Source organism: Paraburkholderia dinghuensis (assembly GCF_003837865.1).
GTDB lineage: Bacteria > Pseudomonadota > Gammaproteobacteria > Burkholderiales > Burkholderiaceae > Paraburkholderia > Paraburkholderia dinghuensis.
Genome location: NZ_RQIS01000003.1, coordinates 81350 through 95111, shown reverse-complemented (window position 1 = coordinate 95111; position 13762 = coordinate 81350). Strand labels below are relative to the sequence as shown.

General features: G+C 63.4%; 13 protein-coding genes and 1 pseudogene. 4 read left to right on the top strand and 10 right to left on the bottom strand.

The genetic code is table 11. From position 1 onward, the window contains the following. Positions 1–30: 30 nt before the first annotated feature. From D1Y85_RS05050 to D1Y85_RS05015, 8 genes are all read right to left on the bottom strand, one after another. Positions 31–1407, bottom strand: coding sequence for a TadA family conjugal transfer-associated ATPase (locus D1Y85_RS05050; RefSeq protein ID WP_124149951.1), 1377 nt, complete (start codon positions 1405–1407; stop codon positions 31–33). Beyond that, the gene (locus tag D1Y85_RS05045; RefSeq protein WP_185218910.1) at positions 1394–2632 is read right to left on the bottom strand and encodes a CpaE/TadZ family protein; all 1239 of its coding nucleotides are present in this window, start codon (positions 2630–2632) and stop codon (positions 1394–1396) included. The genes D1Y85_RS05050 and D1Y85_RS05045 overlap by 14 nt, the downstream gene beginning before the upstream one ends. Positions 2633–2750: 118 nt before the next feature. Then, positions 2751–3068, bottom strand: a complete 318-nt coding sequence (locus D1Y85_RS05040; RefSeq protein WP_124149949.1) for a hypothetical protein — start codon at positions 3066–3068, stop codon at positions 2751–2753. 19 nt (positions 3069–3087) lie between these two features. After that, positions 3088–5232, bottom strand: a complete 2145-nt coding sequence (locus D1Y85_RS05035) for a type II and III secretion system protein family protein (RefSeq protein ID WP_124149948.1) — start codon at positions 5230–5232, stop codon at positions 3088–3090. A 102-nt stretch (positions 5233–5334) separates the two neighbouring features. Continuing rightward, on the bottom strand, positions 5335–6165 hold the full coding sequence (cpaB, locus tag D1Y85_RS05030) for a Flp pilus assembly protein CpaB (protein WP_124149947.1): 831 nt from the start codon (positions 6163–6165) through the stop codon (positions 5335–5337). Between the two features lie 48 nt (positions 6166–6213). Beyond that, entirely contained in the window at positions 6214–6756 is a 543-nt protein-coding gene (locus D1Y85_RS05025) for an A24 family peptidase (RefSeq protein WP_124149946.1), read from the bottom strand. A gap of 203 nt (positions 6757–6959) precedes the next feature. After that, a complete protein-coding gene (locus D1Y85_RS05020) occupies positions 6960–7130 on the bottom strand; it encodes a Flp family type IVb pilin (protein ID WP_124149945.1) in 171 nt (56 codons plus the stop codon). 190 nt (positions 7131–7320) lie between these two features. Beyond that, the gene (locus tag D1Y85_RS05015) at positions 7321–7491 is read right to left on the bottom strand and encodes a Flp family type IVb pilin (RefSeq protein WP_124149944.1); all 171 of its coding nucleotides are present in this window, start codon (positions 7489–7491) and stop codon (positions 7321–7323) included. 531 nt (positions 7492–8022) lie between these two features. On the opposite strand from D1Y85_RS05015, the gene D1Y85_RS05010 reads away from it, so the two are divergent. The 4 genes from D1Y85_RS05010 to D1Y85_RS04995 all read left to right on the top strand — a co-directional run bounded on the left by D1Y85_RS05010 (position 8023) and on the right by D1Y85_RS04995 (position 13057). After that, positions 8023–9264, top strand: a complete 1242-nt coding sequence (locus D1Y85_RS05010) for a glycosyltransferase family 87 protein (protein ID WP_246024786.1) — start codon at positions 8023–8025, stop codon at positions 9262–9264. Continuing rightward, positions 9261–10550: a glycosyltransferase family 87 protein gene (locus D1Y85_RS05005; protein ID WP_124149943.1), complete on the top strand. Its 1290-nt coding sequence runs from the start codon at positions 9261–9263 to the stop codon at positions 10548–10550. Before D1Y85_RS05010 ends, D1Y85_RS05005 begins: the two co-directional genes overlap by 4 nt. Further along, entirely contained in the window at positions 10547–11638 is a 1092-nt protein-coding gene (locus D1Y85_RS05000; RefSeq protein WP_124149942.1) for a glycosyltransferase family 2 protein, read from the top strand. The genes D1Y85_RS05005 and D1Y85_RS05000 overlap by 4 nt, the downstream gene beginning before the upstream one ends. Before the next feature lie 120 nt (positions 11639–11758). Further along, on the top strand, positions 11759–13057 hold the full coding sequence (locus D1Y85_RS04995; protein ID WP_124149941.1) for a glycosyltransferase family 87 protein: 1299 nt from the start codon (positions 11759–11761) through the stop codon (positions 13055–13057). Between the two features lie 13 nt (positions 13058–13070). On the opposite strand, the pseudogene D1Y85_RS28060 reads toward D1Y85_RS04995, so the two are convergent. Both D1Y85_RS28060 and D1Y85_RS04985 read right to left on the bottom strand, forming a co-directional pair. Further along, positions 13071–13211, bottom strand: a pseudogene (locus tag D1Y85_RS28060) (glycosyltransferase 87 family protein); the annotation flags it as partial. A gap of 85 nt (positions 13212–13296) precedes the next feature. Then, positions 13297–13656 carry a GtrA family protein gene (locus D1Y85_RS04985; protein ID WP_124149939.1) on the bottom strand — a complete coding sequence of 120 codons (360 nt, stop codon included), beginning with the start codon at positions 13654–13656 and terminating at the stop codon, positions 13297–13299. Positions 13657–13762: the final 106 nt, after the last annotated feature.

The window sequence follows — 13762 nt, the reverse complement described above, 5'->3', positions numbered from 1 at the left end:
GATATCGGGTCATGCGTGCGCTCGGTTTGCTCACGTCGTCTCGAAGCGCCGGTTCGGTTCGTAAATGTTCTCCGGCAGCTTGATGCCGAAGGCTTCCAGGCGCTCCGAGAACCTGGGTCGCACGCCCGTCGCGCAGAAGTACCCGCGGACGTTGCCGTCCGAATCGAGACCGGAGCGGCGGAACGTGAAGATTTCCTGCATGTTGATCATGTCGCCTTCGAGCCCAGTCAGCTCCGAGATGCTGACGATCTTGCGGCGGCCATCGGTGAGGCGCGCGGCCTGAACGACTACCGTGATCGCCGAGGCGATCTGGTGGCGCATCGTCTTCGGCGGCAGCGACAGGCCGCCCATGCTGATCATGTTCTCGAGGCGCGTGAGTGCGTCGCGCGGCGTATTCGCGTGGATCGTCGCGAACGAACCTTCGTGGCCCGTGTTCATCGCGTTGAGCATGTCGAGCGCTTCGGCGCCGCGCACTTCGCCGAGGATGATGCGGTCCGGCCGCATCCGCAGCGCGTTGCGCACCAGCGCACGCTGCGTGATCTCGCCACGGCCTTCGATGTTCGGCGGCCGCGTTTCGAGACGCAGTACGTGTTCCTGGCGCAGTTGCAGCTCGGCGGCGTCTTCGATCGTCACGATGCGCTCATCGTTCGGAATAAAGCCCGAGAGCACGTTCAGAAGCGTCGTCTTGCCGCTGCCGGTACCGCCCGAGATCAGGATGTTCACCTTCGCGCGCGCAAGGCCGTCGAGCAGTTCGGCCATCGGCGGCGTGAGCGTCTGCAGCGAAACGAGATCCGAGACCTGCAGCGGATTCACCGCGAAACGCCGGATCGAAACGAGCGGGCCATCGACGGCCGAAGGCGGGATGATGGCGTTCACGCGCGAGCCATCGGGCAGGCGCGCGTCGACCATCGGACTCGATTCGTCGATACGCCGTCCCACCCGCGAGACGATCTTCTCGATCACCTTCATGAGGTGCGCGTCGTCGTAGAAGGTGACGTCCGTCATTTCGAGCCGTCCGCGTCGCTCGACATAAGTCTGCTTCGCCGTGTTCACGAGAATGTCGGACACGGTCGGGTCGCGCAGCAACACCTCCAGGGGTCCGAAGCCGAACATTTCGTCGTAGACGTCGATGGTCAGCTGGCGCCGCTCCAGGTCGTTTGCGGGCTCCTTGCGCTCCTCGAGGATGCGCGCGACGAGCACGCCGATCTCGCTGCGGATCTGCTCCTCCTGCATTCGCGCGAGGCGCTCCAGCTCCACGCGATCGAGCACGTTCTGATGTATCTCGTACTTGAGCTTCTGATAGGCCTCCGCCTTCACGCGCGAGGTCGAGGACGGGGCCGATGCTGCATCGGCAAGGTCGCCGACGAGATGGACACGTTGTGCGGCAATCTGGTCACGTAGCGACATGGCAGTGCTCCTGTCTCAGTTCGTTTCCGTTCGATGCTGCTGCGCGACGCCCAACCAGCCGGCCGAGCAGCGACTCATGCGACGTGGCCTTACCGGCACCCTCACCCACACCGCTCGCGAGTTTTCCGGCAAGCGCGCGCAGGCTGCGCGCGACGGCGCTCTTGCGCGCGGCTTCCTCGACCGGCAAGCCCTGGTTGATGGCCGCCAGCACCGCGCGCGGATCGTCGGGAATGACGTGATACGGCTCGCGGCCCAGCGTGCGGGCGATCGCGTCGCGTGCTCGCGCGCCGTCACGGCCATAGCGGTTCAGGACGAGGCTCAGGCGCTCGTTCGAATAGCCGAGCGAACCGAGAATATCGAAGAGCCGGCGGCACGCCTGCAGTTGCGGCATGGTCGCCTGCAGCACGACGTAAATGTGATCGCTGCGATCGAGTGCGAGCATCGAAAGCTGGTTGATGGTCTGCCCGAGTTCGACGATGACGTAGTCGTAACGCGGTGTCGCCGCGCCGAGTATCCATTCGAGCCGGTCCGCGCGAATGTCGGCGGCCTTGATCGGGTCGCCCGCGCCCGCGAGGATGTCGAAATTCTCGGCGGCGTGAATGACGCTCGCTTCGAAGAAGGCGGCGTCCATGCGGTCGATCTGCGTGCTCATCTGCTGCAGCGTGGACGGCGCCGCTGCGGACGTGATGAGAAAAGCGGCGTCCGCGAACTGCTGGTTCAGGTCGACGAGCAGCACGCGCTTCTTCTCGAACTTCGCCATCGCATACGCGACATTCGCGGCGATGAAGCTCGTCCCCACGCCGCCCCGGCTCGCCATGAACGTGGCGACCGGCGTCGCGCGGACCGCATCGGCCGCACGCTGGCCCGCTGCGCGCGTCAGCGCGTCGCTGAGGGACGCGGGATCGAGCGGCCAGTTGAGCACATCGCGAAAGCCCGCGCGCATCGCGGCGATCAGGGTGGCCGAACTCGTGTCCGCGGTGATCAGGATGCACGTGAGGCGTTTATGGCGGCGGCACAACTCGGCCATCGTGGCGAGTTCGCCCTCCGAGATCGACGGCGCATCGACGATCAGCACGTCGAACGCGCCGAGCATGTCGGCTCGATCGAGCAGCAGCGCCGGGCCGCCGGCCGCGCGCGTAGTCCGGTAGTTGCCGCACGCAGCAATCAGGCGCGCGAGGTGGTCGAGCCGATGCTGGTCATTAGAAATACTGAGGATATCGATCATGATCGTATGCGCCACTTGTCGTTGCATCGGCCGAACGGCGCCGCGACGCCGGCCCGCTCAATTTCTCCGGCACGCGCCACCGCCCGTGTCTTCCAGGGCCGCGACAGCGCGCCGGTCTTCACTGCGAGGTCCCTCCGCCTCCGCCCGAGCCGCCGCTCACGCCGATCGCGAAAGGATTTGCCTGGGCGGGCGGCGACTTGTACGACTTGTCGTAAAGCTCCATCGCCGATACCGCCGCGTTCCCGTCGATGCTCTGAGGCGACGGCGCGTCCTCGCCCGCATGCGGATTGATGATCTGCACCTGCGCCGTCGTGCGCGCCGCTTCACCGAAGTGCTTATCCCAGACCGGCGAACTGCTCATGCAGCCGCCGAGCGCCGCACACGCGACGGCAACGAGTGCCGCGCGACGTGCCAAGAAAACGGTTTCAGGTTTCATGGTTCCCCCTTGCCTCGCATCAGTGATCGGCACTCGCGCCGGGTGCTTGCGCGATGGCGCCCGGCTTGCCCGGCAGGTTCACGCGCGCGACATACGCCACGTGTGCCTGATCGCTCGTCGGTGTCGCTGCCGCCGGTGGCGTTGCCTGCGCCGCGTCCGTCTGGCCGGTCTGGCCGGTCTGGCCGGTCTGGCCGCTCTGGCCGCTCTGGCCGTTTTCCGCCGCAATGCGGCGCGCGCTGCGCTCGATCCGTTCGACGTCGCTTTCCTTTGGCCTCGGCGGCGCAGTTGCGACGACCTGTGCCGCGGGCGCCGCGGGTGCGGCCGGAGCGTCGTTCGACGCGATCCGGTGCGCGGAGCGCTCTATCCGTTCAGCCTCGCTTTGCGTGGGCTGAAGCGGCGCGCTCGTCACGACCGGTGCCGGCGCGGCCGATGCCGTCACAGCGTCCTGCTCGCTTGCAGGTACGGTGCGAGACGAAACCGGCACTGCAGGCGCTGCGGGTGCTGCGGGTGCTGCGGGTGCGACCGGACCGCTGATCGGCTGGCCCTGAGGCGCGGCCGGTGCTGCGGGAGATCCGGGCGATGCGGGCGAACCAGGCGACGCGGGTGCAGCGCCTGCGGGTTGTGCATGCTGCGCCCTGGCGGCGCCGCGGCCTTCCATGTTGCCGGTCGCATAGACGTCGGCTTCGTTCGGCTGCGTGAAGCTGTCGGTCGGCATGCGGTATTGCGGGCCCGGCATCGGATGGACGAGGTGCGGCGTCACGATGAACACGAGTTCGGAGCGGTCCTGCTGGAACGACGTGCTGCGGAACAGCGCACCCAGTACCGGAAGTTCGCCGATGCCCGGCAGCGCCTTGAGCGAGCCCGTCACGTTGTTGGTGATGAGGCCGCCGATCGCGAACGACTCGCCATCGCGCATTTGCACGGTTGTCGAAGCGCGCCGCGTCGTGATGAGCGGCAGGATCGACGTCCCGCTCACGTTCGTCGCGGTCAGCGTGACACCCGTCGGCGACAGCTCGGACACCTCCGGCGCAACCCTCAGGTTGATCCGCCCGTTGCCGAGCACGGTCGGCGTGAACTTGAGCCCGACACCGAACTCCTGCGCCTGCAGCGTGATCGTCGTCGTACCATTGCCACTGCTTTGCGGAACCGGAATGAAAATCTCGCCGCCGGCGAGGAACGTGGCCTCCTGGCCGCTGATCGTGACCAGGTTAGGCTCCGCGAGAATCTTGACCAGGTTGTCGGTCTTCTGGGCATCGACGGCGAACTGGAGCGGCTTGTTGTTGGCCTTGCTGAGTGCCAGCGCGCTCGACACGCCCGCCAGCAGGTTGCTCACGAGGGCGCCAGACCACGAGCCGAAGCCGCCCTGGATGTTGACGGCCGCGCCGAGCTGGTCGATCAGCGTCTTGTCGACTTCGGCGACCTTTACTTCGAGCATCACCTGCTCCGGGGAATCGACAGTCAGCATGTTGAGCACGCCGCCTTTCGCGCCGCCGCCGGCCGCACCGTGCGAGACGCTGTAGACCGATGCGATCTGCGCGGCCTGCTGCGCGGCTTGCGCCGTCGACACGTGGCCCATGAGCACGAGATTGTCCGCCGCCGTCGAGACGTGGATATCTTGCTCCCCGGGCAAGAGCTGCTGGAGCGAGGACTGAAGTCCGCCCGCATCGGCATTGACGACCACGTCGATAACCTGACATGCGCCGCTGCGGCCCTGAACGATCATGTTGGTCGTCCCCACCGACTCGCCGAGGACATAGAGCGTCTGCGGCGACACCATCGTCGCCTGCGCGATGGCCGGATTGCCTAGCGTGCGGTTGCGCACCGGTTCGTCCAGCGGGACAAGTAGCGACTTGCCGAGCGGCACGATAACGGTCTTCTCGCCGCGCACGGGCCCGGCGCAGTTCGGTCCGCGCAACGGACCGGAGGGAGGCGCCGCGTGCGCCCCCGCAGCCGACTGTGGCCCCATGCTGATGGTCATCTGCATCGGGCCATTCGGCATCGGCACGGTGGCGGCTCGCGCCGCCGCCGTACTTTCCACCGCCTCCTGAGCCATCGCCTGCACGGCGACGAGGAGTCCCACACAGGTCGCGGCGGCCAGTGCCGACCGCACCGGGCGTACGGTCTCTCGCCCGCTACCCCGCAAAGTCTTTATTCTGGATTTCATGTCGTTATACCCCGCCGTTCGATCCATCTGGTTATGTTTTGTGCGTCCGGTCAGATTCGTATAGTCAGACGCGCCCCCACCGTAAATTCTTGTCTTTGTCGATCAAAAGCATTCCTGACTACCTGCTACGCCGGACAGCACGCCGATACAGTCGCGCTTTACCGCGGGCCTGGCCACGTACTTGACCGGTACCGGGTGCGGCGCGGCCGGCGCCGATGCGGGTACGGGCGGCGCACCGAGCAATGTCAGCTTGGTCGCGCCGTCCGTCGAGAGCTTGTCGTTGTCGATCTGGTTTCGCAGCACGAGCGACAGGGTGCCGACGCTGCGTGCGAGATCGAGCTTCTCGGCCTGATCGGGCGTGACCTCGAGCGTCACCGCATTGACCACTTTCGGCTGCGTTTCGTCGCGGCTGACTTCCTGCGCGACGGCGAGCACGAGAATTCGCTCGAGCACGATCTTCGAGATGCTCTGATTGTTGGTGTTCTTTGATTCGGGCGCCTGCGTATTGACGATCACATCGACATAGTTGCCGGGCAGCGCGAATCCGGCGACGCCGACGACATCGTTCACGCGGACGGTGATGGCGCGGTGACCTGCGTCGATCATCGCCGAAAGCCCGCCCTTCGTTCCGGCCGGCGCGAGCTTCGCTTCGAGCACCGGCTCGCCGCGCGAGAGGCTTGTGCGTACGACGCGGCCTTCGAGCGCCTTTGGATCGGCGAACGTACCGGCCGGCAAGCTGTCCTTCGGCCAGTTCACAGTCTTGACCATCGGGACCGAGATTGGCTGGCCGGGCCCGATATCGGCGGCGGCGACAGACACTTGCGTCACCGAGTCCGAAGAAGTCTGTATCAGCCAACGCGACACGGACACCACCGCCGCAAGTCCCGCAAGCAGCGCGATGACAAACATGATCAAAGCACGACCGTTGTTCATGACCCCCTCCTGAAAGACACCAACTTCTTGATGACCTGTATGAGCGATTCAGCCCGCCATGCCGTACAGCACACCGAGCGTTCCAGCCGCGATCGCGACACCATATGGAATCGAGCCGACGGACTGCGGGTCCGCCTGACCAGACGGCACAGGCGTGCCGCGAGGGGCCAGCTGCCGGAGCGTCAGCGCACGCACGTTGCGCAACAACCGCACAAGATGACCGCGGCCCGCGACCAGCAGCACTGATCCGATCCCGCCCACGATGAATGTCACGAGTACGACTTCACAGGTGGTGCTGGCGCCGAGCCATGCGCCTACCATCGCCATCAGCTTGACGTCGCCGGCTGCCATGCCGCGCAGGAGATAAAACGGCAGCAAGGCGACGAAACCCGTGGCCGCGCCCGCAAGCCAGGCCACGCTGCCGGCCGCAGCGCCGTGCAGCCAGATCTGCACGGCAAGCGCGATGACGAGTCCTGAGCCGACGAGCCAGTTCGGAATGCGGCGCGAGACGATATCCATGCTCGCGGCAATGAGCACCCATGCGCTAACGCACAGCGGCACGGGATACGGCGGGAGTTGTGTGAGATGCATGGATGAATCCCCCGAAAGCCTTTATATTTCGGCGCTCCTCGTCCGCTTGGGCGCGCCGTGAGTCGCTCACTACTGGCAACGCTCATTTCGAGCCTGCCCCGGCAAGACGGTTAAGCACTTTTGTTCTGCGATTCAATGGACTGCTACAGCCTGTGACCTCGAACTACCGGGCGAGACGCGGTCACGCTCGCCCGGCCGCCGCTTTACACGTCGAGCGCGATGTCGTTAAACACGGTGCTGAGGTTCGATCCGATCGCCTTCACGCCCGCAATGATCGCGATCGCGATCAGCGCGGCGATGAGGCCGTACTCGATCGCCGTTACACCGTCTTCGTCCTTGATGAAGCGCTTTACACCAGCAAAGAATTGAGTCATGACTAACCCCTTATGGATCGTTTTACCCCATTACCCTGAACGGCCTGAAGTCCAGAGATCTCTTCGATACCTACCGCCAACAACATGACAGGCACCTGATTTTTAGGCGATGTCTCGCGGTTTGTGTGTTCGCTTGTGCACGCACCCATTCATGTAGCATGCCGAACTACCATTTACGCCGTCGACTGCATTAAACCGACGCAGCAACTTCCGAGAACAGCACGCTCAGGTTGGAACCAACGGCAGTCACCCCTGCGATGATTGCCAACGCAATGAGCGCCGCGATCAGCGCGTATTCGATTGCCGTTACCCCCGCGTCGTCTTTCAGAAAACGTTGCGCGGCTACGACGAGAAATTTCATGGCTTTCCCCCTTTAGCGAAATCAGAACGCTGACGTTTGATGGCCTGATGTCGTCGGAACGACGATCGACGTAACTGCGAAGCAGGTCAGGCGCTTAGGTTTTAGGTGACGAAAAACCAATTGTTTGTTGGATGGGACACGTATCCATCGACATCGTCGCAACCGCCTGAGCTCTTTTGGCACCGGAATGCGCCATGTCCGTCGATCACCTGGCAAATCAAACGTTTGCCTTTGAGCCTTTACCGATCAGCGTCCGCCATACCGCAGCGCCTTTCGTCGCGATCACCCGGCAATGGCTTTATGCAGGCGCATAACTTCTCGTTGGCTTTTCGCCCGCTATGTGGGATCGGACACGTTCGCACGCGAAACGCCGTTGAAGGACGCATTTTTCGTCGAACATAATTCCCCAACCAAGCCGCCGATGCTGGCGCTCCAGCTTCAGGACGGCGATAAAAGCGGTATATACAAGACGCCCGATGCGTCGTGATGCCGATGTTCCGGCGACTTCGGGCAATGACCAAAGGCGGGGAAATGGACCTGTTGACGAACGACCTGACGGGGGTGGCTCGACCCGTTCGCCACTGGATCACGCGGTCGCGAATCGGACTGTACAGCGTCGCAATGCTGGCGCTTTACGCGGTATTCGTAGCCGTCTGGGCCCAGCACACTAACGGCTTCACATCGATCACGGTCGCTCGACCTGCCAGCGACTTCTCCGTTTTCTGGGCCGCTTCCCACGTCATGCTGCACGGCGAAAGCTGGCAGGCCTACGACTACGCATCGTTCGCCGCCATCGAACGATCGTTGTTCGGCAATCGCCCAGAATTCACCCTGCTGCCGTGGCTGTATCCGCCCACGTTCCTGCTCGTTGTGACGCCGCTTTCGTTGCTACCGCTTACGTTCGCGTATGCCTTGACTGCGATTGGCGGGATCGTTGCGTATGCCTTCGCCGCGATGCGAGTATCAGCGCTCGGCCAGACGACGGTCCGGCGCGACGTGGGCGTCCTTGCGCTGATCGCGAGCCCCGGTGTTTTCATCGCGGTGCTGTATGGACAGAACGCCCTGCTCACCGCCGCGCTTGCTGCGCTCGCAATCTGGTGGGCCGACAGGAAACCGCTTGTCGCCGGTATCTGCATCGGGCTGCTCGCCATCAAACCACAACTGGCGGTGGTGTTTCCGTTCGTGCTCGTTGCCACGCGGAACTGGCGCACGTTCTTCGCGGCAGCCGCGAGCGCGTGCGCATTCACGTCGATCAGCACGCTGATCTGCGGCACGCGAACGCTGACGATGTTCTTCGCGAACACGCGGTTCGTGCGCGAAGCGATACTCGAGCACAACCAGCACTTCTGGCAGTCCTCGCCTACTGCGTTTGCCGCCCTGCGCGGCGCAGGGTACACGCTGCTTACTGCTTATTCCGTACAGGCATGCGTTGCGCTCGTCGTGATCGGCTCAGCTTGCGTGGTGTGGCGCGCGACACGCGATGTCCGTTTGCGCACCGCCGCGCTCACCATCGCAACGTTGCTGGCCAACCCCTACGTCTGGCATTACGAACTCGCCTGGCTCGGACTCGCACTGGCTTGCCTCCTCGCGATCGGTCTGCGTGACGGCTGGATGGCGGGTGAACAGGAAGCGATCGTCATCGGCTGGCTGCTTCCCGTCTATGAACTGTTCAACGGCTTCGTTCACATGCCGCAACCCGGCGCAGTCGTCCTTCTCTTTCTGCTGCTCGCAGCGCTGCGCCGCCAGCGTGTCTCACCTGGAGATCGCGTATGAACACGCCCGCGTCGGCATCGCCACCCGCCGGCATCGACACCACCAGCAGCCCGCAGCACTCGCAGAGTGCGGACCGCAAGGGCCACTGGCTCAACAGCGAGCGGTTGTGGCTCTACCCTTGCGTCGCTCTGGCGTGTTACGTACTGGCAGTGCTGTCGTATCTGGTGCGCGTGAACTGGCTGCACACCGGCGAACAACTCGGGCCCATCGCGCTCGATTACGTCGCGTTCTGGAGTGGCTCGCATCTCGCTCTGCAAGGCCATGCGATCGACGCCTATGACCTCGTCAAGATCACTGCCGTGGAAACGGCCGCTCTTGCGCGACCGGTTGGCATCCTTCCGTGGCTCTATCCGCCAACCTACCTGCTCCTTGTCTTGCCGCTCGCCCTGGTGTCTTACCGTCTATCGGCGACCATCTTTCTCGGCCTGACGCTTCTCGGGTTCACAGGTGTCTGCTACGCAACGCTGAAAAGCCGTCGCGTTGCGCTCATCGCGTTCGCAGCTCCCTGTTCCGCTCTCGTGCTCGCGGCAGGACAAAACGGCCTGTTGACGGCAACGCTCATCGGGTCGGGGCTCGTGCTGCTGCGCCGGCATCCTGTGTTGTCGGGCATCAGCTTCGGCCTGCTCTGCGTGAAGCCGCATCTGGCGGTTCTGATCCCGCTCGCGCTGCTGTGCTCGCGGTCCTGGCGTGCGCTTGCGGCAACCGCCCTCACCGCGCTCGCAATGCTCGCAGCGTCCATCTGGGCCTTCGGAACTGCGACGCTCATGGCATGGGTTCACAACATGGGCCTGATTTCAGGTTACGTGGACAGCGGTCAGGCCGCGCTCGCGCGCATTCCCACGTTCTTCGCCATGGCGAGAATGCTCCACGTCCCCACTACGCTCGCTTACGCGCTGCAGACCGTAGCTGCCTGCGCCGCCGCGCTCGCCGTCGTGTACGCATGGAAGCGCGAATGCGCGTTCGAGCTGCGGGCCGCCACGCTCGTCTGCGCAAGCCTGCTCGTGAGCCCCTACCTGTTCGACTACGACCTCACATGGTATGGAATTGTGATCGTATGGTTCGCTCGTTATGCGATGGCGAACGGATTTAATCGCGGCGAGCGTGAATGGCTTGTACTGCTGTGGGTCGCGCCGTTCGCTGGCATAGCGGTCATCACGCGCCTGCACTTTCAGTTTCTTCCGTTGATCACGGTCGCATCGCTTGCGATCGTGCTAAGACGCATCGCCGCCGAACGACGCAACGCCGCCCATTCCGCCACCCTCCTCGCCACGCAGGAGATGCCATGAAAAACGCACCCATCGAGGACACGGCTGCGGGTACGCCCGCCTCGAAGAAACCGCTGATTTCGCTGATCGCCCCGTTCTACAACGAGTGCGAGGCGGTCGACCGGTTCTTCGAGGAGGTCCGGCATGTGCTCGAATCCGTCGACACGATTCGCTACGAAATTGTCTGCATCAACGACGGCAGTCGCGATGGCACGCTCGAAAAGCTGGTCGCCATGGGCGAGCGCGACCGGCGCGTCAAGGTGATCGACTTCACGCGCAATTTCGGCAAAGAGGCGGCGCTCACGGCTGGGCTCGATGAGGCCAACGGCGATGCCGTGGTTGTGATAGATGCTGACCTTCAGGATCCGCCGTCACTGATCCCCGAGATGGTCGAACGCTGGCTGGCAGGCGCCGAAGTCGTGCTTGCGCGGCGAGCGAATCGCGCGTGCGATTCGGTTCTGAAACGCACTAGTGCGGCGCTGTTCTATCGCGTTCACAATGCGCTGTCCGAAGTGAAGATTCCCGAAAACGTCGGGGACTTCAGGCTCATGGATCGCCAGGTCGTCAACGCGCTGCGCAGCCTGCCAGAGCGGCACCGGTTCATGAAGGGCCTCTTCGCGTGGGTCGGTTTCAACACCGTGACGATCGACTACGAACGAACGCCGCGCAGCGCCGGGAAGACCAAATTCTCGGGCTGGCGTCTGTGGAATTTCGCTCTCGAAGGGATTACGAGCTTCAGCACCGTTCCGCTACGCAGCTGGACCTATATCGGTTGCGGGATTGCCGCGCTGGCGTTTTGCTATGGCGGAGTGATCGTCGGCCGCACGGTGCTATTCGGTAATCCGGTCCCTGGATACGCTTCGCTGATTTCGGTTGTGCTGTTCATCGGCGGCATGCAGTTGGCGGGAATCGGCGTGATAGGCGAATACATCGGGCGCATCTATGACGAGTCGAAAGCGCGCCCCGTTTATCTCGTGCGCCAACGTTACGAAGCGCGTGCAAAAGTCAGCACGCTGCCGGTCGAGCGAGCAGACGCCCGAAGCGATAGCCCTGCGCTGGAACTGGTTCGCAAGCGGGGCGCATCCCGGTTGCGGGCGACCGCCAGGTGATCGTGCGTCCTTCCCGGCAACGGCTGCTGGCCCGCGAGACCACCTTGCCGGTCAGCAAGCCGCTTGAGGGCGGCGTTAGATAAATCAAACTCTGCGACCAGACCATTCGGCAGGGCGCCCATGAGATCGCTGCATGCAAAACGCGCAGGCGTGTCACGCCTGACCGTCTACGCCCTGGCGGCGCTCGCGGTCCAGATTATTTCGCTCGCGATCTGGATCGTCCGTTTCTACTTCCTCGAAGACCACTCATCGCCGATGGTTGGCATCGATTTCGCGATTTTCTGGTCTGCGGCAAGAGTGGCCATGGTGCATGGGGCAGCGTCCGTATTCTCACCGCAGTGGATGCTGCCGACCGAAGTTGCGTTGGGGCTTGACCAGTATTCTGTATGGCCGTATCCGCCCACATTCCTGCTAGCGGTCTTGCCATTTGGGCTGCTGCGCTTTGGTGCCGCGCTGATGCTGTATTCACTTCTCGGCGTGCTGCTCTACGGCGCCGTTCTGGCGCACTTCGTTCGCAGGCTCGACCGTGCCTGGCTTCCGCCACTTCTGGCGTTCCCCGGTATCGCGATTGCCATCGGGCTTGGCCAGAATTCCTTATTCACGGTTGCGGCTGCCGGTGCGGCGCTGGCACTGATCGAGACTGATGCGGGACTTGCTGGGCTGTGCATCGCCATGCTCGCCATCAAACCGCAATTCGGCGTGCTGTTTCCACTCGCACTCGTTTGCGGCAGGCATTGGAAGGTATTCGGCGTTTCCGCACTTTGCGCACTTGCCTTTGTCGCAATCAGCGTTGTGGTATTCGGACTGGATGCCTGGAGCGCATTTGCGACGTTTCTGCCGCAATTCAACACGATGGCGGTAACGCAAGGCGGCAGCATGATGTGGCCAGGCATGCCGACAACGTTCGCGCTGGGCCGAAGCGCCGGTTTATCCGTTAATGCCGCTTACCTGTTGCACGGTCTTGTCGCAGTACCAGCGGTTCTTGCGATGGCGTTCCTGTGGGCGCAGCGCGCCAGATTCGAACTGCGGGCAAGCTCGCTGATTATCGCCACGCTGCTGGTGCAACCCTATGTCATGTTCTACGACCTGGCCTGGCTCATTTTGCCGCTTGTTCTGCTCATACGCGATAACAGGACGTCGGTGCTCGTGCGAATGGAATGGGTCGTCATCGCAGCAGCCTGGCTGGCGCCAGCCCAGGCACTCCTCTCCGCGTACTGTCGCCAGTACCTGAACATCCTTCCCGCCGTGATGATTGCTTTGCTCGTCATCGTCATGCGACGTCATCTCGCGACAACTCGCTACGCCGGTCACGAAGCCTGCATGCGCAACACCACGCATCCGGCGCCGGCGCAAACCCGTGGCGACGTGGCGAATCGGGTTCAGCGTATTCCGCCGGGTTCGCAGACCGCTGGCGAATAGACCCAATTTGCGGCTTGATGGTAACCACACCAAAGAAAACTCCCGCGAGCCGTGGACGCCTGTCGAGACAGAGCAGCCCCGTCCACAGGCGTCCGAACGTCATGAATGAGTTTTGTCCAGCGCCCGCCGCGCGCCGTACCGCGGGAAAAGCCACGATCGACAACCATTACGCAGAGTTCCGTATCGGTCGCATGATGCGAGCGCACACCTGAAATGCGAAGGCCATTCATCGCGCACGGTCAGGCCTCCCGGAAGGTCCATCGGGCATGCATGACATAAGAAAGCGCGGGAATGCAGACGACGACCGCGATGGTAGGCAGCCAGAGATTCTGCCGCCCGCACAAGAGAGGAACGAGCGCGGCAATCAGAAATCCGCCGATCGAAACCGTGCCGAAGCGCAGGAAGCGCGTGACGGTCGGACGCGAGGAAAAGCTCCACAGCGTCTGCAAAAGGAACGAAACAACGTTGGCGACGACGAACGCCGCCACGTTCGCGACGGTCGAGTCGCGAATGAGCCAGTTAAAAACTAACCAGGCGACCGAAACATGAACGAGCGTCGCCACGCCCCCGGCGAGTACGAACCTGATGATCCGCGGCATCCCCCGACGCTCCCGAAGATATGCGAGGCTCGGGCCGGGAAGCCGGGACACGCGACAGCGCGCATCTTATGCCGGCCATGCCTCGCAATAGATCGTTTCGCGGAGT

What these genes read in the sequence shown, in the direction of transcription:
- D1Y85_RS05050 (WP_124149951.1), bottom strand. Translation starts at nt 1,407, where the DNA reads ATGTCGCTACGTGACCAGATTGCCGCACAACGTGTCCATCTCGTCGGC.
- D1Y85_RS05045 (WP_185218910.1), bottom strand. Translation starts at nt 2,632, where the DNA reads ATGATCGATATCCTCAGTATTTCTAATGACCAGCATCGGCTCGACCAC.
- D1Y85_RS05040 (WP_124149949.1), bottom strand. Translation starts at nt 3,068, where the DNA reads ATGAAACCTGAAACCGTTTTCTTGGCACGTCGCGCGGCACTCGTTGCC.
- D1Y85_RS05035 (WP_124149948.1), bottom strand. Translation starts at nt 5,232, where the DNA reads ATGAAATCCAGAATAAAGACTTTGCGGGGTAGCGGGCGAGAGACCGTA.
- cpaB (WP_124149947.1), bottom strand. Translation starts at nt 6,165, where the DNA reads ATGAACAACGGTCGTGCTTTGATCATGTTTGTCATCGCGCTGCTTGCG.
- D1Y85_RS05025 (WP_124149946.1), bottom strand. Translation starts at nt 6,756, where the DNA reads ATGCATCTCACACAACTCCCGCCGTATCCCGTGCCGCTGTGCGTTAGC.
- D1Y85_RS05020 (WP_124149945.1), bottom strand. Translation starts at nt 7,130, where the DNA reads ATGACTCAATTCTTTGCTGGTGTAAAGCGCTTCATCAAGGACGAAGAC.
- D1Y85_RS05015 (WP_124149944.1), bottom strand. Translation starts at nt 7,491, where the DNA reads ATGAAATTTCTCGTCGTAGCCGCGCAACGTTTTCTGAAAGACGACGCG.
- D1Y85_RS05010 (WP_246024786.1), top strand. Translation starts at nt 8,023, where the DNA reads ATGGACCTGTTGACGAACGACCTGACGGGGGTGGCTCGACCCGTTCGC.
- D1Y85_RS05005 (WP_124149943.1), top strand. Translation starts at nt 9,261, where the DNA reads ATGAACACGCCCGCGTCGGCATCGCCACCCGCCGGCATCGACACCACC.
- D1Y85_RS05000 (WP_124149942.1), top strand. Translation starts at nt 10,547, where the DNA reads ATGAAAAACGCACCCATCGAGGACACGGCTGCGGGTACGCCCGCCTCG.
- D1Y85_RS04995 (WP_124149941.1), top strand. Translation starts at nt 11,759, where the DNA reads ATGAGATCGCTGCATGCAAAACGCGCAGGCGTGTCACGCCTGACCGTC.
- D1Y85_RS04985 (WP_124149939.1), bottom strand. Translation starts at nt 13,656, where the DNA reads ATGCCGCGGATCATCAGGTTCGTACTCGCCGGGGGCGTGGCGACGCTC.